Genomic DNA, 18,641 nt, shown 5'->3' with positions numbered 1-18,641 from the left:
TCTTTTTGATTTGACGCAGTTCCGGACGCAAAACCGCTACGCACTTTTGCTGGAACTGCTCTAGATTTCGGCCATCTCTCCGAGAAGACGGATGACGGCGGAGCGGATCGGCGCGATGACCGGCGCCGACAATTCCTGCTGCAACCGCATGGCCGCCTGTCCAAGCGGGCCGCCGCCGATGATGACGGCTTCGGCGCGGTCCTCGTCGAAACATTTTCGCGTTGCATCGAGCAAGGCCGCGTGCAGCCTTTCGGGATCCTGCGCAAGAGCGATCGGATCGCCCTCCGTCAGTCGTGTGCCGGCATAGAGATGCGAAAGGCCGAGGTTTTTCGCCTTTTCGGCAAAGCTCTCCACCAGAAGCGGCGTGACGGTGGCGATCGCGAAGCGCCGGGCGCCGATCGATGCTTCCAGCATGCTTGCCTCGCAAATGCCGGTGACCGGGATGACGAGGTTCTGGCGTAGCTGTTCGAGGCCCGGATCACCGAAGGCGCCGACGATGATCCCGTCCGCGCTTGCTGCTGCCGAAAGGCCCATCGTCACGACACCCGGAACGGACGCTGCCAGTTCTTGCGGGTTGACGATCATCGATACGCCAGTCTCCGCGGTCAGGGCCTCGACGGTAAAACCGGCGGGCAGATAGGTGCGGGCAATCCCGGCCATCATCGCCGTTGTCCTGACCGACGTGTTCGGGTTGATCAGGACGATTTTTCTTGAGCCTGTTTCTGGGCGCGGCTCAGGCATATTGCAGGCAGGCGACGCGGCCGGCATCGCCACCTTCCGTCAATGTCGGGACCGTGCTTTTGCAGGCTTCGAAGGCCTGCGGACAGCGCGGCGCGAAGGCGCAGCCGGGGAGCATGTTGGCAAGGTCCGGCGGCGAGCCGGGAATGGTCACCAGCCGGTCGCGGCCATGCGCAAGTTCGACGCGGGCGCCGAGCAGGCCTTGAGTATAGGGATGTTTTGGGGCCTTGATGACGTCAGCAACCCTGCCTTCCTCGACGATGCGCCCGGCATACATGACGGCGATCCGGTCGGCGATCTCGGCTGCGACGCCGATATCATGGGTGACGAAGATGACCGAAAGGCCGAGCTCCCGCTGCAATTCGCGGATCAGCAGCAGGATCTGGATCTGAACCGTGGCGTCGAGCGCCGTGGTCGGCTCGTCGGCCAGCAGGACCTTTGGATTGCAGGCAAGCGCCATGGCGATCATCGCCCTTTGCAGCATGCCGCCCGACATTTCGTGCGGATAGTTCTGCAGCCGCCGTTCGGGCGAGGGGATACGCACCTTCTGGAACAACGCAAGTGCCCGTGCGGCGGCTTCGCTGCGCGAGACCTTTTCGTGGCGCATGATCGTCTCTTCGATCTGCCTTCCGATCGTATAGACCGGATCGAGCGCCAGCCGCGGCTCCTGAAACACCATCGAAACGACGGCGCCGCGCAGATTGCCGAGATCGCGTGTCGATAGCGCCATGACATCGCGGCCGGCGACCTTCATCGCGCCGTTGATATCGGTGCCCTTGGGATGCAGGCGCAGCAGCGAGCGCATGGTGACGCTCTTGCCCGAGCCGGATTCGCCGAGAAGTGCCACGACCTCGCCCTCTCCGACAGTGAGGCTGACGCCGTTCACCGCCTTTACCGGCCTTCGGCCGCGGTTGAAGGTGACGTTGAGATTGGAAATGTCGATGACCGGGTTCGTCGCGCTCATGCCGCCACCTCCGAAAGGGCCGGTGCCTTGCTGTGGCCGGAGCCGGGCAAGGACATCAGGCAGGCTGCCGTCTGCTCGTCGGAGACTGCGGCGAGTGGCGGCATTTTTGCGCTGCAGACCGGTTCGGCGAAACTGCAGCGTGTGTGGAAACGACAGCCGGACGGCGGATCGATCGGGTTGGGCGGATCGCCGGAAAGCGGCGGCTCCATCGTCCGTTCCGCCGGATCCATCTTCGGCATCGAGGCAAGCAGGGCCGAGGAATAGGGATGGCGGGCGGTCTCGAAGATCGCATCGCGGGTGGCGATCTCGGCGACCTTGCCGAGATACATGACCATCACCCGGTCGCACATGAATTTCACCACGTTGAGATCGTGGGAGATGAACAGATAGGTGAGGCCGAAATCGCGCTTCAGGTCAAGAAGCAGGTTCAGCACCTGTGCCTCGACCGACTTGTCGAGCGCCGACACGGCCTCGTCGAGGATGACGAGCCGTGGTTCGAGCGCCAGTGCGCGGGCAATGTTGACGCGCTGCCGCTGGCCGCCGGAAAGCTCGTGCGGATACCGCCCGGCGAAGCGGGAGGGTTCGAGCCCGACCCGGTGCAGGAGATCATGGGCACGGGCGATTGCGACGCCTGCCTTGACGCCGTGCACGCGCGGGGCAAAGGCGATGGATTCCTCGATCGTCAGGCGCGGGTTGAGCGAGGCATAACTGTCCTGAAACACCATCTGCACCTGACGGCGGTATTGCGAGAGCGAAAGCGCGCCACCGACCGTCTCGCCGTCGAACAGCAACTCGCCCTGATCCGGCATGATCAGCTGCATCAGCAGCCGGGCGGTCGTCGACTTGCCGCAGCCGCTTTCGCCGACGACGCCGAGCGTTTCGCCCTTGAAGATTTCGAAATCGACGCCGTCGACGGCGCGCACGACCTTTTTCGGCTTGAGGAAACCGCTGCCCTTGACCGGAAAGTGCTTGACCAGGCCGCGGGCGGTGATCAGCGGCTGGGCGGGGCCGCCGCGTTCGCCGACCGGAATGTCTTCTTCGTGGCTGTCGGAGACGAGGAGGGTCATGATTTCACATCCATGGCGGCGCGCAGCCCGTCCGAAAACAGGTTGAAACAGATCGAGGTGATGAAGATCATCACGCCGGGCAGGGCGGCGACGGCCGGATTGTTGTAGATCGCCGTGCGCAGCGTGTTCAGCATCAGCCCCCATTCGGCATCCGGCGGGCGCACGCCGAGGCCGAGGAAGGAGAGGCCGGAGGCAAGGATCATCGACACCGAGATCAGGCTGGTGGCGAAGACGAAGATCGGGCCAAGCACATTGCCTAGAATATGGACGCGGATGATCGTGACGCCGTTGGCGCCCGATGCACGCGCGGCATCGACATAATCGAGCTTGCGCACCTGCGTCGTGACGCTTTCGGCGACACGGGCGATCTGCGGGATGAAGACGACCGTCAGCGAAACGAGCGCATTGGTGAGGCCCGAGCCGAGCGCGCCGGACAGTGCGACGGCGAGCAGCACGGACGGAAAGGCGTAGAAGACATCGACCGTGCGCATGATCAGCGTGTTGACGGTGCCGCCGGCATAACCGGCCAGAATGCCGATCGCCGAGCCGATGATGAAGGCGATCGGGACGGGGACGACGCCCATGATCAAGGACAGGCGGGCGCCATAGATCAGCCGCGAGAGCATGTCGCGGCCAAGCTCGTCCGTTCCGAGGATGTAACCCGGCGTGCCGATCGGCTTCAGGCGGCGGATGACGCTGCCCTTGGTCGGATCATAGGGCGCGAGATAGGGTGCGAAGACGGCGATCAGGACGAGGATGACGAGAACCCCGAGCGCGCAAAGCGCCACGGGGTCACGACAGAGCTTTTTGACGACGCCGCTCCAGAAGCCCGGAGATTTGGCGGGGGCGATGGCGGCCTGAGGTGTGGCTTGCGGAATTTCGGTCGTGATCGCGGCCATGGATCAGCTCCTCTGGATGCGCGGGTCGATGGCGCTCTGCAGCACGTCGACCACGAGGTTGAGGAAAACGAAGAACATCGCCAGCACCAGGATCGTGCCCTGCAGGATCGGCAGGTCGCGGGTGAAGATCGCACCGTTCAGCAGAAACCCCGTTCCCGGCCAGGAAAACACCGTCTCGATCAGGATCGAGCCACCGAGCAGATAACCGAGCTGCAGGCCCATGACCGAGATGGCCGTCGGGGCGGCGTTGCGCATGACATGGCGCAGGATCTGCCCGGTCATCAGCCCCTTGGCGGCCAGCGCCTGGGTAAAATCCTGGGAGAGAATATCGGCGACCAGCGAGCGGATGGTGCGGGCGATGATGCCCATCGGAATGACCGACATCGTCACCGCCGGCAGGATCAGATACCGGATATATTCCCAGCTGAAGGCGCGCCCATCCGAGCCACCGGGACCGCCACCCATGGCCGGCAGCCAGCCGAGCGACACGGAAAAGGCGATGACCAGAACCATGCCGAGCCAGTAATGCGGCACGCTGACGCCGAGGATGGAGAGGCCGGATGCGACGCGGTCGATCCAGCCGCCGCGAAAGACACCGGCGAGGAAACCGAGCGTCGAGCCGATGGTAAAGCCGATCAGCGTCGCGGCAACGGCAAGGATGATCGAATTGATCGAGGCGCTGAGGATTTCGCTGAGCACCGGCCGTCCGGTCGCGATCGACTTGCCGAGATCGCCCTGCAGCGCATGCCATGCCCAGATCGCATATTGCACCGGCAGCGGCCGGTCTAGACCGTAGAAGGCGCGCATCTGCGCCTGCAGTTCAGCCGAGGCATCGGTCGGCAGGATGGCCGCCAGCGGATCGCCGGGGGCAATGTGAATGAGCATGAAACAGACGATGCTGACGCCGATCGCAACCGGGATCACATGCAGCAATCGCTTCAATCCATAGACCAGCATCGGGTCTCCTCGGGAAGACGGTTGGTCGGGTATTTTTGGGGAGGGCGGCAGGGGCATTTACCCGCCGCACCTGTTTTGCTGAGGTGGTCTGGCGTGCCGGGCAAGCCGGCACGCCTTGTCGCAATCAGGGTTCCATCGAGATGGTCGAAAAATCCTGGAACCAGTTCTGGGCCTGCACGAAACCCTTGACCTTGGTGGTCATGGCGCGCGGGTTGACGTCATGCGTGACCATCAGGAACAGCGCATCATTGACGTATTTCTCGTGCACCTGCTGCAGCACCTTGTCCTGTTCTGCGGCATCGAACGTGTTGCGCACCTTGTCGAACAGCGCATCCATTTCCGAATCGCAATAATAACCCCAGTTGGTGCCGTTCGGCGGTGCGAGGTTGCATTGCGACTGGCGGATCAGGGCGGTGAAGGGGTCCTGGATGAAGTAGCTGTAGTTGACGGCCGTGGCGCCCTTGGCGCTCGGATCCTTGGCGCCGGCACGCCAGACGTTGATGACCGTGTTCCAGTCCATCACCTCGTATTCGATGTCGATGCCGATTTCGGCCAGCGTCTGCTGGATATACTCGTTCATGGCGAGCGGCAGCATCTGGCCCGAGCCGGAAGACGAGATGACGACCTTGGTCTTGATCCGCTTGTCCGGGCCGTAACCGGCTTCCGCCATCAGCTTCTTGGCTTCCTCGACATTGTAGCTGAGCTTGAAGGTCGGGTTGCCGAACCACTGGTGGCCGGGCGGCAGGTAACCCTGTGCCGGAACCGAAAGGCCCTGCAGCAGCTCGTTGATGCCGTCACGGTCGACCGCGAGGTTTGCCGCCTTGCGGACGCGGATATCGTTCCACGGTGAGCCTTCGACGCGCGACAGATGCCAGGTCCAGTTATGCGGATAGGAATTGGTGACGATCGAGAACCCGGCTTCCTTGAGCGACTTGACGGAGTCCGGCGCCGGCGCCTCGATCCAGTCCACCTGGCCGGAGCGCAGGGCTGCGACGCGGGTGTTCGGCTCGGGCAGGGGCACGAGGATGAGTTTGTCGAGCTTCGGGATGCGGGCCTTGTCCCAATAGTCCTTGTTGGGCGTCAGTTCGGCGCGCTCGCGCGGGGTAAAGCCGCTTTCCATCTTCCATGGGCCGGTGCCGGACGGTTTCTGGGCAACATTGTCCCAGTTCTTGCCCTGGGCTTCCCAATTGGCCGGCGAGGACATCAGAATCCAGCTGATCTGGTAGGGCAGAGTGGCGTCGGGGCTTTTGGTGACGATCTCGACCGTCAACGGATCGATCGCCTTGTAGGAGGCGACGGCGGGAATACGCGACTTGCCCTGGGCGGACTGGCGCTTGTCGAATTGCGGGGCATCCTGCTTCAGGAGCTTGTCGAGATTCCAGACGACCGCGTCGGCATTGAAGGCGCTGCCATCATGGAATTTCACGCCGTCGCGCAGCTTGAAGGTCCATTTGGTCTTGTCGGTCGCATCGACCGACCACGAGCTGGCAAGCGCCGGGATGAGGCCGGACGGCTTGTCGGCCTTGGTCAGGTCCCATTCGATCAGCGAATTATAGACCGTATAGCCCATGAAACGCTGGCCTTCGCCGCCCTGGTCAGTCTGGCCGGTCGTCAGCGGAATGTCGGATGCAGTCATGCCGATGCGCAACGTGCCGGCGGCCCAGGTGACGGCCGGCTGGGCTGCGACGAGCGCGAGCGCTGCAATGCCTGCCAGCCCGATCCGGCGAAGGCCGGTGGCGACCGGCATGCGATAAATGCTGTTGCCTGTAATCTTTGTCATAAATGCCCCTCTTCTGGTTGTCCGCGGAAATTGGACCCAGTGAGGTTGTAACAAGCAGGTTCCGTGCCAATTCAGGAAAGCTGTTTCGCTTGCCTGGGATGCAGGCAGGGCCGGATCCGGTGAAAATCAAGGCCGCGACGGCTTTTCAGCAAAGGTCAGCTTTCTGCCGCCGCAAGAAAGATTGACCGGATTCGGGTGTGCGGGATTGACGATGTGCGGTCGCCACGCCACGTTCTGCAGCGAAAGCCAGCCGAGCACGTTATATTTCTTCTCACGAAGCTCGAAAAAATAGCATTCCGTCGCGCGCCTGCGAAAAGCCGGGCGATTATAAAGCGTTTGTACGACACTGTACGCATAGGGGACTTGAGATATGCATTTGAAATATTGGGCAGGAATGCTGGTTGGTGCCGTACTGGGCGCAACCGCCGCAACTTCGGCAAACGCCGCCGACGTCAAGATCGGCAGCAAGAATTTCACCGAGCAGTTCGTCGTGGCGGAAATCTACGCCCAGGCGCTCGAAAAGGCCGGCCTCTCCGTCGAGCGCCGCCTCAATCTCGGCGCGACGCTGGTGGCCCATACGGCGCTCACCAATGGCGAGATCGACCTTTATCCGGAATATACCGGCACGGCATTGGCTGCCGTCGTCAAGGGTGATCTCTCCGGTTCGGCCGACAAGATCTATGGCGAGGTCAAGGATTATTACGAGAAGAACCTGAAGCTGACGCTTCTCGATCCGACCAAGATCAACAACGGTTATGCGATCATCACGCTTCCGGAAACGGCTGAAAAATACAAGCTGAAGACGCTGACCGATCTCGGTCCGGCCTCGAAGAACCTGACCTTCGGCGCCGAAGGCGGCTTTGGTGACCGCAAGGACGGCCTGCCGGGCCTGAAGAGCGTCTACGGCATCGAGTTCAAGGAATTCAAGATTTTTGCCAAGCTCGGCATCCGCTACAGCGCGCTGACCAGCAAGGATCTCGACGTCTCCTACGGTTTTGCGACTGACTGGCAGATCGCCGATAACAAGCTCGTCGTACTTGCCGACGACAAGAACCTCTTCCCGCCCTACTACCTGGTTCCGGTCGTCCGCCAGGACGCGCTCGCCAAGAACCCGAAGATCGCCGAAGTCCTCAACAGGATCAGCCCGCTTCTCAACAACGAGAACATGCGCACGCTGAACGCCAAGGTCGATCGCGACAAGGAAGAGCCGAAGGATGTCGCGGCCGAATTCTTGAAGTCGCAGGGCATCTGATTTTTTGAGGGAAAGCGGCAGATTTCAGGTCTGTTGCAGATGACAAAAGACCCTCTCTGGCCTGCCGGCCATCTCCCCCACAAGGGGGGAGAAAACTCGCGGCACTCTCTTGCCTCGATCGCGCCTCGGCGGATCGTCTGGGTTAAGCCCTCCCCCTTGTGGGGAGGGTGGGGAGGGGTCTTTTTGAATATGCGTTTAACCCGACGGGTTTCGCTTTCCTTCGCTAAAAAATGCGGCGATGCTCCAGCACTCGCCGCATCTTTGTTGACTGCATGACAGAGAGTTTCAAAAACCTTTGAACTGGGCACCCAAACATCTTCCCGAAATCGGGCTCGCCTTATGGCAGCATCTGGTCCTGTCGATCGTCGCGGTGCTGATCGGCCTCGTCATCGCGCTCGTGGTCGGCATATTTTGCGCGCGCCGGCCGCGGCTTTATGCCGTTGCACTGACTGTCGCCAATGTGATCTTCGTCATTCCGAGCCTTGCGCTGTTTGCGCTGCTCATCCCGTTTGTCGGGCTTGGCATGAAACCGGTTCTGATCGGGCTTTCCTCCTATTGCCTGCTGATCCTGCTGCGTAATGTCGTGACCGGCCTGCGCTCCGTGCCTGCCGATGTTCTCGATGCGGCAGACGGCATGGGGTTCGGGCCGTGGCAGCGGCTGTTCCGCATCGAACTGCCGCTCGCCTTGCCTCTGATCGTCTCGGGCGCACGCATCGCACTGGCGACGACGATCGGCATTGCCACTGTCGCAGCCTTCATCGATGGCGGCGGGCTTGGCACGATCATCCTGATCGGCATCGACCAGGAATATCCCGAAAAGATCTTTGTCGGCGCCGTGCTGACGGCGGCTCTTGCCATCGGGTTCGATTTTCTTCTGACCCGCGCCGAACGCGCGGTCGTCCGTTGGCAGTGAGGAGGGCGAGATGCTGAGCCAAGCCGTTCTCTGGGTCGCCACCCATCAGGAGCAGTTTTTGCGGGCGCTGTGGCAGCACCTGATCATGTCAGGCGTGTCGCTGGCGATCGCGCTGGTGATTGCCCTGCCGCTGGCCGTCCTGATCGTCAATTACGGTCGTTTCGCCTTCGGGGTGATCAATGTCGTCAATGGCTTGCGCACCATTCCGAGCCTTGCCATCCTGGCCATCATGATGCCGCTTCTCGGCATCGGCCTGATGCCGTCGATCGTGGCGCTGACGGTTCTGGCGCTGCCGCCGATCCTGCTCAATGCCTATGTCGGTCTGCGTGACGTGGATCCCGATTCCATCGAGGCGGCGATCGGCATGGGCATGGATCGCAGCCAGGTTCTGTGGAAGATCCGCATTCCGCTCGCCGCCCCCGCCATGTTCGCCGGCGCCCGCACGGCGGCCGTGCAGGTCCTGGCCGGTGCGACGCTGGCGCCCTTCATTGGCGGCGGCGGGCTTGGCGATTTCATCGCCGTCGGCATCGGCATGATGGACATGTCGCGCCTTCTCGTCGGCGCCGTGCCGATCGCCGTGCTGGCGCTCGGCACCGAATTCATCCTCGGTTTTGCCGAGAAAAGACTGTTTGCAGAAAGAACCGCCGCATGATCCGTATGGAGAACGTCACCAAGCGTTATGCCGAAAGCGGCGCGCCCTCCGTCGATAACCTGACCCTTGACGTGCCGGAAGGCTCGACCGTCGCGCTGATCGGCCCGTCGGGCTGCGGCAAGACGACGACGATGCGGATGATCAACCGGCTGATCGAGCCGACCGAAGGCCGCATTTTCGTCAATGGCGAGGATGTGACGGAGGCAGATCCCGTGCTTCTGCGCCGGCAGATCGGTTACGTCATCCAGAATGTCGGGCTTTTCCCGCATATGACGATCGCCGAAAACATCGCATCCGTGCCCAAACTTCTCGGCTGGGACCAGAGGCGGATCGATACCCGCACGCTGGAACTGCTCGACCTCGTCGGCCTCGACCCGAAGGAAATGCTGAAACGTTATCCGCGCCAGCTTTCCGGCGGCCAGCGGCAGCGCATCGGCGTTGCCCGCGCGCTGGCCGCCGATCCGGCCGTACTTCTGATGGACGAACCATTTGGCGCGATCGACCCGATCGCCCGCACGCGCCTGCAGGACGAGTTCAAGCAGATCCTCAAAAGCGTGAAAAAGACGGTGGTTCTCGTCACCCACGATCTCGACGAAGCGATCCGTCTCGGTGACCGGATCGCCATCATGAAGACCGGAAAAATCGTGCAATACGATACGCCGGACACGATCCTGTCGAAACCGATCGACGATTTCGTCGCCAATTTCGTCGGCATCGACCGGGCGATCAAGAGGTTGAGCCTGTTCACGGTTGCCGATGCGATGGTGGCGGGCGCGCCGGCTGCTTCCGGTCCGAGCGTTGCTGCAACCGCCAATCTGCGTGATGCGCTGTCGCTGATGGTCGCCGCCAATTCGGACATGATTGCCGTTGCCGATGATCATGGGGCCGTGACCGGTCATCTGACGCGGGATGCGATCTTCAAGATCTGAACCACCCCTGGTGATATCGCCTGGGGTGGTCTTTCCTTCTGTTTTTCGCATTTTCGGCCTCAAAACCGTTTCGCAGTTTTGCCGAAAATGCTTGCAAGGCTTGAAACCATGTATCTCGGTTATTCCCTGACGCCCTTTGGCCATCATCCGCGAGCCTGGGAACATGCGCGGAATGTCGAGAAACTCGGTTTTGATGCGTTGCTGGCGCAGGTGACCGCCGCCGAATCTGCCGGTTTCGATTTCGTGCTTCTGGCCGACAGGCTGGGGCTGCGGCCGGCCGAGACTCCATCCTCCGTTGCGACCCCTTTCGAGCCCACCTTGCTGGCCTCGGCGCTGGCTTCGAAGACGCCCCGGATCGGGTTTGTTGCGGCAGCCGCGATGGCGCAGCACGAGCCTTACAATCTCGCCCGCCGTTTCGCTTCGCTCGATCTGATCGGCAAGGGGCGGCTTGGCTGGCTCGCCATTCCCTCCGGCGATCCGGCGCGCGATGCGGAATATTTTGATGTCGTGACCGGCCTCTGGGACAGTTACGAGCCGGATGCCTTTTTATACGACAAGGCCGAAGGGCGTTTTTTCGATCCGGAAAAGATGCATGTGCTCAACCACAAGGGCGTGCATTTTTCCGTGCGCGGGCCGCTTAACGTCAATCCTTCGCCACAGGGCAGGCCGGTCGTGGCGCAGGTTTTTGATGGGGCCGGAGCGCCCATTGCGGGAGACGTGCTTTTTCTCGGCGCGCGTTCGGTCGAAGACCTGACCGCTATGACGGAGGATGCCGTTCAGGCCGTCGCGGCCTGCGGAAAGAAGCGTGCGGATGTGCGCATCCTTGCCAATCTCGTGCCCGTCATCGGTGAAACTGCCGAGGCGGCGGATGCGGCAAGTGCCGCTTTGGCCTTTGTTGAGGCGGATCGAGCCGAACAGCCGCTTTCCGGCATCAGGATCGTCAGTACAGCGGACACAATCGCGGGTCGGATGACGGAATTGGCCGCCTCGCTCGGCCTCGATGGTTTCACCATATTGCCGCCGACGCTGGATATGGCGCGGCTTTTCGTAGCCGATGTCGCTCCCAAACTTGCCCGGCGTGGTTCGGTCGGGGAGGGAGAAACGCTGCGTGGACGACTTTCCCTTCCGCATCTCACCCACCCGGCGAAGGAGGCGTGACGATGAGCGAACGTCATATGAAACTCGGCGCTTTCCTCATGGCCGGCGGCCACCATATCGCCGCTTGGCGGCATCCGGATGCGCATGCGGATGCCGGTTCGGACATTGCCCATTTCATCGAACTGGCAAGGATCGCCGAAGCGGCAAAATTCGACATGATCTTCATCGAGGACGCCGCCGCGATCCGTGAACGCAATGCCGATCTCGCCAGCCAGGCCGCCCGTTCGACCGCCTTCGAACCGCTGAGCCTGCTGGCTGCCATCGCCGTCAACACCACCCATCTCGGCATCGTTGCAACTGCTTCGACGACCTATAACGAGCCCTATGGTCTGGCGCGCGCCTTCGCCACTCTCGATTCCCTGAGCGGCGGCCGTGCCGGCTGGAACCTCGTCACCTCCGCCAGCGAGCTTGAAGCGAAAAATTTTGCGGCAAGCGGGCTTCGGCCGCATTCGGAGCGGTATGAACGCGCCGAAGAATTTGCCGATGCGGCGCTAAAACTCTGGGATGGCGTCGAGGACGGCGCCTATCTGCCGGCGGATGGCGCGGCATTTGCCGATCGCACAAGACTGCATCCGCTTCATCACCACGGCAAACATTTTGCTGTCGATGGCATTCTCGACAGCCAGCGTTCGCCGCAGGGACGACCGATCATGGTTCAGGCCGGCGCTTCCGATGTCGGCAAGGAGCTTGCGGCCCGCACTGCCGATGTTGTCTTCGCCGCCTCGCAGACGATTGGCGAGGCGCAGGCCTATTATGCCGACGTCAAGGCGCGGCTTGCAAAATACGGAAGGGCGAAGACCGACCTGAAGGTCATGCCCGGCATTTCGCCGATCGTCGGCGCCACCGATGAAGAGGCGAAGGCGAAACACCGGGCGCTGCAGGAGCTTATTCCCGATCCGGTCGGCGTGGCGCTGCTCGCGAGCTATCTCAGCATTCAGGATCTGTCATCCTATCCGCTCGACGGGCCGCTGCCCGAAATGCCGCCCACCAATCTGATCCAGAGCCGCCAGCAGCTGATCGTCGATCTCGGCAAGCGCGAAGGTCTGTCGATCCGAGAACTGGCTCGGCATTTTGCCGGCGCCCGCGGCCACTGGCAGGTGGTCGGCACGCCGGTTCAGATCGCTGATGCGATGGAGGAACGGTTCGCTGGGGGTGCTGCCGACGGCTTCAATGTCATGGCGCCGCTGTTTCCGTCCGGGCTGCAGGATTTCACGACGCTGGTCGTGCCGGAACTGCGCCGCCGCGGTCTTTTCCGCGACGACTATGAAGGCCGCACGCTGCGGCAAAACCTTGGTGTGGGTGCTCCGGCCAGCCGGTAACCCCACGAAACGATGAATGCGAGATGCTTATGGACCCGATCTATATCGACTACCTGAATGCCTTCGACATCGAGGCGCTCGACCTTTCCAATGACGAGATTCTCGCCGCGATCGAAACCTCGCTCGGCGCCCAGGGCAAAGGCGAAACGGTGATCGAGCCGCGCGTGCATCTGGAGCCGGATGCGAGCTTCCACGGCCATTTCAACGTGCTGCGCGGTTACGTGGCGCCGCTCGGCCTCGCCGGCATCAAGGTGGTCGGCGATTATGTCGACAATTACAAGCTCGGTTACCCCTCGGAATTCGGCGTGCTCAACCTGTTCGATCCGAGGACCGGCGTGCCGAAGGCCATTCTTGATGCGACCGTGATCACCGATATGCGCACCGGCGCCGTCACCGCGATGGGCGCCAAACATCTCGCCCGTAAAGGCTCAAAGGTGCTCGGCCATATTGGCGCGCGCGGCACGGCCTATTGGAACGTGCGGCTTCTCGACCATCTCTTCGATTTTGACGAGATCCGCGTCCATTCCCGTCGCCCGGAAAGCCGCGATGCCTTTGGTGCCAAGCTGGAAAAGGATCTTGGCAAGAAGATCACCGTTACCGACAACTGGCAGGATTGCGTCGAGGGCGCCGATATTGTTGTCGAGGCCTCGCGCCTCAACGCCCCTGAGCCGATGCTGAAGACGGAATGGATCAAGAAGGGCGCCTTCGTCGTGCCTTATGGCACGATGAGCGCGATAGAATTTTCGCTGACCGACATCATGGACAAGATGGTGGTGGATGACTGGGGCCAGTGCAAGGGCGGAAAATTCGGCTCGCTGCGCGCCCATGTCGAGGCCGGCAAGCTGTCCGAGCAGACGCTGCATGCCGAACTCGGCCAGATCGTCGCCGGCCTGAAACCCGGCCGCCAGAGCGAGGACGAAACGATCCTTCTCTGGCATCGCGGCCTGTCGCTCAGCGATATTGCCCTCGGCTCGGCGCTTTTGACCAAGGCGAAGGCGCAAAACATCGGCCAGAGGCTGCGTTTCGCATGACGACGATCCGGCTGACAGGCGAGGGGGGGACGATCGCGGATATCGCTGCGATCGCGCGCGGCGATGCGCAGGTGGCGGCAGACGAGCGGGTTATTGCCCGTCTCGTCGAGGCGCGGCTGATCCTCGAAAGTGCCGCCGCCTCCGGCCAGCAGATTTATGGGATGAATACCGGCCTCGGCGCCAACCTGAAGACGGCGGTCACCGAAGACTTTGCCGCCTTCCAGCTGCAATTGATCCGCGGTCGCGGCATGGCTGTCGGCCCGGCTTTTTCGCGCGATGCCGCAAGAGCGATCATCGCAGCCCGGCTTTCTATGCTCGCAGTTGGCGGGTCGGGCATTTCGCCCTCGGTGTTCGAGGCGCTGATGGCGATGCTGAATGCCGGTGTGACGCCGGTCATGCCGTCGATCGGCTCGATCGGCGCCGGTGATCTCGTGCTTCTCTCGGCCATGGCCCGCGCCTTGGTTGGCGAAGGCGAGGCGGACTATCAGGGCGTTACCTATCCGGCGGCGGAAGCTCTGGAGCGGGCAGGTCTGGAACCGGCGGTGTTGCAGCCGAAGGACGGGATTTCGCTGCTGAATGCCTCGGCGGTTTCGGCCGGCGAGGGCGCGCTCGTGCTCGTCGATGTGCAGAACCTGTTCGAGCGGCAGCGGCAGGCGGTGGCGCTGAGTTTTGAGGGGCTGGGCGGCAATCCGCGCATTCTCTCGCCTGCGATCCAGACGGCCCGGCCCGCGGCGGGGCAGGTGGCGGAAGCGGCGCTGGTCGCCGATCTGCTCGCGGGCTCTTCGCTGCATGAAGCCTCGGCGGCCATTCAGGACCCGCTCAGCCTGCGCTGCACCGCGCCCATCCATGGCGCGCTTGCGGATGCGCTACAGCGGGTAATCGAGGCTGTCGAGATCGAGCTCAATGGCGCGCCGGACAATCCGCTCGTCATCCTTGATGAAGGCCGCGTGCTGTCCACCGGCAATTTCCACACGCCGGCTCTGTCGCTTGCCTTCGAAACGCTGGGTCTTGCGATTGCGCAGGCGGCGTCTGCCTCCGCCGCCCGTTTCATCCAGTTGACCGGCTCGGGTCGCAACGGCCTGCCAAAATATCTCTCGGCCGTGGGCGGTCCATCGGCCGGTTTCGTGCCGATGCAAAAGACGGTGACGGCGCTTTTGGCCGATATCCGCCACAAGGCCAATCCGGTCATGCTGGATTTCCTCGCGGTCTCGGAAGGCGTCGAGGATCATGCGACGCAATCGGTGCTGGCGATGCGCAAGGTGGGCGAGATGCTCGGCTCGTGGCAGCTGCTGATCGCCTGCGAAATGCTGGCGGCGGCGCAGGCCGTGGATTTTCGTGAAGGGCACCGGTGCGGGGCGGGGACGCAGGAGGCTTATGAGCTGGTGCGGGGCGTTGCGGCGTTTGCGACGGAAGACAGGCCGCTCGGTGTGATGGTTTCGGCGCTGGCGGAGCGGCTGCGGTAGGCTCCCAAGGATCTCCCCCCCCTTGTGGGGGAGATGTCACGAAGTGACAGAGGGGGTATAGGCCTCAACACGGTATGCGGGTAAGTATAGGTCGGGTATCTATTTTACAGCATTCTGCGATTACCCCATCAGAAGGAGCATGGCATGCCGCATGCTCCCGTCCCGCCACAGAGACGCTCCAATGCCAAGCGCATGCGCAAGGTGATGACGGATGCGGAGGTTAAGTTTTGGAATGCCGTTCGCGCTCACCGTCTGGGAGGTTTAAGCTTTCGCAGGCAGGTGCCGATTGCGGGTTATATCGTCGACTTTTGCTGTGCCAGCCACAGATTGATTGTCGAAATCGACGGGTTGCAGCATGTCGAGGATATCGCCTACGACAACGCCCGCACACAGCGTCTTGAACGTGATGGCTGGACTGTGCTGCGTTTTTGGAACCAGGACGTATTGGCTGATATCGATAATGTTTGCCTGCATGTCCTGATCGTTATCGGGGAGACGTGAGGCGAAGAGTGTGCCTCTATCCGATCTCCCCCCTTGTGGGGGAGATGCCCGGCAGGGCAGAGGGGGGTGCCTCGCACCCGTTCAATCTTTGAATTTCCTGAACCGTTGCTACCCCCCTCTGTCAGCTTTCGCTGACATCTCCCCCACATGGGGGGAGATCGGCTGGGCGCACCGTCTCCGCCAATCTCATCGACAAGGAGCGAGCTCGGTTACTCCTCATCATCCTCCACCGGCACATCCATCGCCCGATCCTGCGCCCGCTGGCTCAAAATCTCGCGTTTGCCGACATGATTGGCCGGACCGACCAGCCCGTCCTTTTCCATCCGCTCCACCAGCGAGGCGGCGCGGTTGTAGCCGACGGAGAGGCGGCGCTGGATGTAGGAGGTCGAGCACTTTCTGTCGCGCATGACGACCTTGATCGCCTGTTCGTACAGCTCGTCGCGGTCTTCCTCGCCCATCGAGGACTTGTCGAAGACCGGTGCTTCTTCGATTTCCTCTTCGTCCTCTTCCTCGTCCTCGGTAACGCTGCCGAGATAGGCCGGCTGGCCTTGCGTCTTCAGGTGCGCGACGATGCGCTCGACTTCCCGGTCCGACACAAACGGGCCGTGGACGCGGGCGATGCGACCGCCGCCCATCATGTGCAGCATGTCGCCCTGGCCGAGCAGGTTTTCGGCACCTTGTTCGCCAAGGATGGTGCGGCTGTCGATCTTCGACGTCACCTGGAAGGAGATGCGGGTCGGAAAATTGGCCTTGATCGTGCCGGTGATGACATCGACCGAGGGACGCTGCGTCGCCATGACGATATGGATGCCGGCGGCGCGGGCCATCTGCGCCAGTCGCTGGATCGCGCCTTCGATCTCCTTGCCGGCGACCATCATCAGGTCGGCCATTTCATCGACGATGACGACGATATAGGGCAGGGCCGTCAGGTCCATGTCCTGCTGTTCAAAAGTCTGCTCGCCGGTCTGGCGGTCGAAACCAACCGGAACGTTGATCGAGATGGTCTCGCCGGAAGCCGAAGCCTGCGCAACACGGGCGTTAAAACCGTCGATATTGCGCACGTTGAGGCGCGACATTTTCCGGTAACGGTCCTCCATCTCGCGCACCGCCCATTTCAGCGCCAGAACGGCCTTTTTCGGGTCGGTGACGACGGGCGAGAGGAGGTGCGGAATGCCGTCATAGACGGAGAGTTCCAACATCTTCGGATCGATCATGATCAAGCGGCACTGTTCCGGCGTGTAGCGATAGAGCAGCGACAGGATCATCGTGTTGATGGCGACCGACTTGCCGGAACCGGTCGTGCCGGCGACGAGAAGATGCGGCATTTTTGCCAGTTCCGCGACGACGGGTTCGCCGCCGATCGTCTTGCCGAGGCAGAGCGGCAGGCGGAAGCCGGTATTGGCGTAGGTTTCGCTTTCCACCAGTTCGCGCAGATAGACGGTTTCGCGCACCGGGTTCGGCAGTTCGATGCCGATGACGTTGCGGCCGGGAATGACGGCGACGCGGGCGGAGAGCGCCGACATGGAGCGGGCGATATCTTCCGAAAGGCCGATGACGCGCGAGGATTTGACGCCGGGGGCCGGTTCGAATTCGTAGAGCGTCACGACCGGGCCAGGGCGCACGTCGATGATCTCGCCCTTGATGCCGAAATCTTCCAGGACGCTTTCCAGGAGACCGGCGCTCTGTTCGAGGCCTTCCTGGGTGATCGGGTTTTCCTGGCGGATTTCCGGGGGCTGAAGGAGTTCGATCGACGGGAATTCATAACCGTCGACGACGGGCGTATCGACCCGGAAATGCGGGGCCGGCCGGATGGATTTTACCGATACAGGCACTGACACGGACTGAACGGGCTGAGCCGGGATTTCCTGCACGAGTTCTGCAACGGGAGACGTTTCGACCGTCTCAGGTGCGGCCTCGACCGGGGCCTGATTTGCCGATCGCAGGGTGATCTCGCGATAAAGACGCAGCGCGCCGGCTTCACCGGTTTCGGCCAGCGGATGACGGATTTCGGGCTCTACGGCTGCTGCCTGTACCGGGGCGGCCGGGTGCACCGACGCGGCCTGCTGCTGCCGTTCGGCCATGGCGGCTGCAAGCTGCTGGTTGTTGCGATGAAGAATATGCGTGGCGGAGGTGGATTCGCCCGCACCGGCTTCCATGCCCGGGCCGAGGCTCAACATTTCCCAGAGCAGATGATCCGGTAGATAGGACATCGGCCGGCGGGGAGTGGTGGCGGTCGCGGGCTGGGCCGCGGTGTGCTGGGCGGCGGGTGCCGGATTGGTCGCACCCATGTGATTCTGCTGTTTCATTGCGGACGTATTGGCATTTGGAATGACGTTCATGCGTTGCTGGCCGGCAGGTGCGGCATTGATCCCGTTGGCATTCACACCCGCACCATGCGCGGGAGTGGCCGGATTGATGCTCTGCGGTGCCTGGGCCGGCGCCGAGGATGCCTCGGCGGCTTTCAGTGCCTGACGAAGATCGCTGATCAGCGGACGGGCGCCGGGCAGGCGGCCGGCTGGCTGTGGTGCCTGGATTGAGGGAGTGGTCACTCGGGGCGCCGAGAACGCTGGTGCCGTCTTGGGGCGCTCGGCAGTTGCCGGCGCCGCAGGTGTTGCCTGCGCATCTTCGACTGCCGTCTGGTCGCCAGCACCACGATTGGAAATCTTTTCCGGCGTGCGGGTGAAGCGCACGGTCGGGCCCAGCATGAAGGCTTTCTGCCATGCCGGCAGGGCAGCACCGTCTTCCGGCTTGTCCGCAGCCGTTGCTGCCGGATTCCGGGCGGTGTGATTCGGGTCTTCATAGGCGCCGTCGCGGTGGGCGCTGCCGTTTTCTTCCGCTGCGGGAGCGGTCGATTGCTTGTCGTTTAACTCAGGAAATCGCGAACCAAACAAACGCATTCACCAATGAACCATATCGAGAAACAGGGGCACGAAAGTCCTGAATATAAAACAAACGTTAACCACGAGTTGCCGCGCCCGGCCTTTGTCACGGAAGTGATGAAACGGCCGCAAAAAATCG

General features: G+C 62.3%; 16 protein-coding genes. 9 read left to right on the top strand and 7 right to left on the bottom strand.

The genetic code is table 11. The features are described 5' to 3' along the window. Window positions 1-60 precede the first annotated feature (60 nt). The 6 genes from FHW37_RS01330 to FHW37_RS01305 all read right to left on the bottom strand — a co-directional run bounded on the left by FHW37_RS01330 (window position 61) and on the right by FHW37_RS01305 (window position 6,261). Window positions 61-741 carry an aspartate/glutamate racemase family protein gene (locus tag FHW37_RS01330; RefSeq protein WP_145633738.1) on the bottom strand — a complete coding sequence of 227 codons (681 nt, stop codon included), beginning with the start codon at window positions 739-741 and terminating at the stop codon, window positions 61-63. Then, on the bottom strand, window positions 734-1,702 hold the full coding sequence (locus FHW37_RS01325; RefSeq protein ID WP_145631610.1) for an ABC transporter ATP-binding protein: 969 nt from the start codon (window positions 1,700-1,702) through the stop codon (window positions 734-736). The genes FHW37_RS01330 and FHW37_RS01325 overlap by 8 nt, the downstream gene beginning before the upstream one ends. After that, the gene (locus FHW37_RS01320) at window positions 1,699-2,769 is read right to left on the bottom strand and encodes an ABC transporter ATP-binding protein (protein ID WP_145631607.1); all 1,071 of its coding nucleotides are present in this window, start codon (window positions 2,767-2,769) and stop codon (window positions 1,699-1,701) included. The genes FHW37_RS01325 and FHW37_RS01320 overlap by 4 nt, the downstream gene beginning before the upstream one ends. Then, window positions 2,766-3,668, bottom strand: coding sequence for an ABC transporter permease (locus tag FHW37_RS01315; RefSeq protein WP_145631605.1), 903 nt, complete (start codon window positions 3,666-3,668; stop codon window positions 2,766-2,768). Before FHW37_RS01315 ends, FHW37_RS01320 begins: the two co-directional genes overlap by 4 nt. A 3-nt stretch (window positions 3,669-3,671) precedes the next feature. Further along, entirely contained in the window at window positions 3,672-4,625 is a 954-nt protein-coding gene (locus FHW37_RS01310; protein ID WP_145631603.1) for an ABC transporter permease, read from the bottom strand. A gap of 124 nt (window positions 4,626-4,749) precedes the next feature. Then, the gene (locus FHW37_RS01305; protein WP_246690677.1) at window positions 4,750-6,261 is read right to left on the bottom strand and encodes an ABC transporter substrate-binding protein; all 1,512 of its coding nucleotides are present in this window, start codon (window positions 6,259-6,261) and stop codon (window positions 4,750-4,752) included. A 514-nt stretch (window positions 6,262-6,775) separates the two neighbouring features. Here FHW37_RS01305 and FHW37_RS01300 point away from each other — a divergent pair. From FHW37_RS01300 to FHW37_RS01260, 9 genes are all read left to right on the top strand, one after another. Beyond that, window positions 6,776-7,657, top strand: coding sequence for a glycine betaine ABC transporter substrate-binding protein (locus tag FHW37_RS01300; protein WP_145631599.1), 882 nt, complete (start codon window positions 6,776-6,778; stop codon window positions 7,655-7,657). 295 nt (window positions 7,658-7,952) lie between these two features. After that, a complete protein-coding gene (locus FHW37_RS01295; protein ID WP_145631598.1) occupies window positions 7,953-8,570 on the top strand; it encodes an ABC transporter permease in 618 nt (205 codons plus the stop codon). A gap of 10 nt (window positions 8,571-8,580) precedes the next feature. Continuing rightward, the gene (locus FHW37_RS01290) at window positions 8,581-9,222 is read left to right on the top strand and encodes an ABC transporter permease (RefSeq protein ID WP_145631595.1); all 642 of its coding nucleotides are present in this window, start codon (window positions 8,581-8,583) and stop codon (window positions 9,220-9,222) included. Then, window positions 9,219-10,151 (top strand): ABC transporter ATP-binding protein, encoded by a 933-nt coding sequence (locus FHW37_RS01285; RefSeq protein WP_145631592.1) that lies wholly within the window; start codon window positions 9,219-9,221, stop codon window positions 10,149-10,151. Before FHW37_RS01290 ends, FHW37_RS01285 begins: the two co-directional genes overlap by 4 nt. 87 nt (window positions 10,152-10,238) lie before the next feature. Continuing rightward, entirely contained in the window at window positions 10,239-11,309 is a 1,071-nt protein-coding gene (locus FHW37_RS01280) for an LLM class flavin-dependent oxidoreductase (RefSeq protein WP_246690628.1), read from the top strand. 2 nt (window positions 11,310-11,311) lie between these two features. Next, window positions 11,312-12,628: an LLM class flavin-dependent oxidoreductase gene (locus FHW37_RS01275; RefSeq protein ID WP_145631589.1), complete on the top strand. Its 1,317-nt coding sequence runs from the start codon at window positions 11,312-11,314 to the stop codon at window positions 12,626-12,628. Window positions 12,629-12,657: 29 nt separating this feature from the next. Then, complete coding sequence (locus tag FHW37_RS01270) at window positions 12,658-13,659, top strand: ornithine cyclodeaminase family protein (RefSeq protein ID WP_145631586.1); 1,002 nt, start codon at window positions 12,658-12,660, stop codon at window positions 13,657-13,659. After that, window positions 13,656-15,122 (top strand): HAL/PAL/TAL family ammonia-lyase, encoded by a 1,467-nt coding sequence (locus FHW37_RS01265; RefSeq protein ID WP_145631583.1) that lies wholly within the window; start codon window positions 13,656-13,658, stop codon window positions 15,120-15,122. The genes FHW37_RS01270 and FHW37_RS01265 overlap by 4 nt, the downstream gene beginning before the upstream one ends. A 144-nt stretch (window positions 15,123-15,266) precedes the next feature. Beyond that, on the top strand, window positions 15,267-15,623 hold the full coding sequence (locus tag FHW37_RS01260; protein WP_145631580.1) for an endonuclease domain-containing protein: 357 nt from the start codon (window positions 15,267-15,269) through the stop codon (window positions 15,621-15,623). A 209-nt stretch (window positions 15,624-15,832) separates the two neighbouring features. Here FHW37_RS01260 and FHW37_RS01255 read toward each other — a convergent pair whose 3' ends face one another. After that, a complete protein-coding gene (locus FHW37_RS01255) occupies window positions 15,833-18,520 on the bottom strand; it encodes a DNA translocase FtsK (protein ID WP_145631577.1) in 2,688 nt (895 codons plus the stop codon). Window positions 18,521-18,641 lie beyond the last annotated feature (121 nt).

It is taken from the genome of Neorhizobium alkalisoli, assembly GCF_007829835.1.
Classification (GTDB): domain Bacteria; phylum Pseudomonadota; class Alphaproteobacteria; order Rhizobiales; family Rhizobiaceae; genus Neorhizobium.
This window is presented reverse-complemented; position numbering and strand designations above follow the sequence as displayed.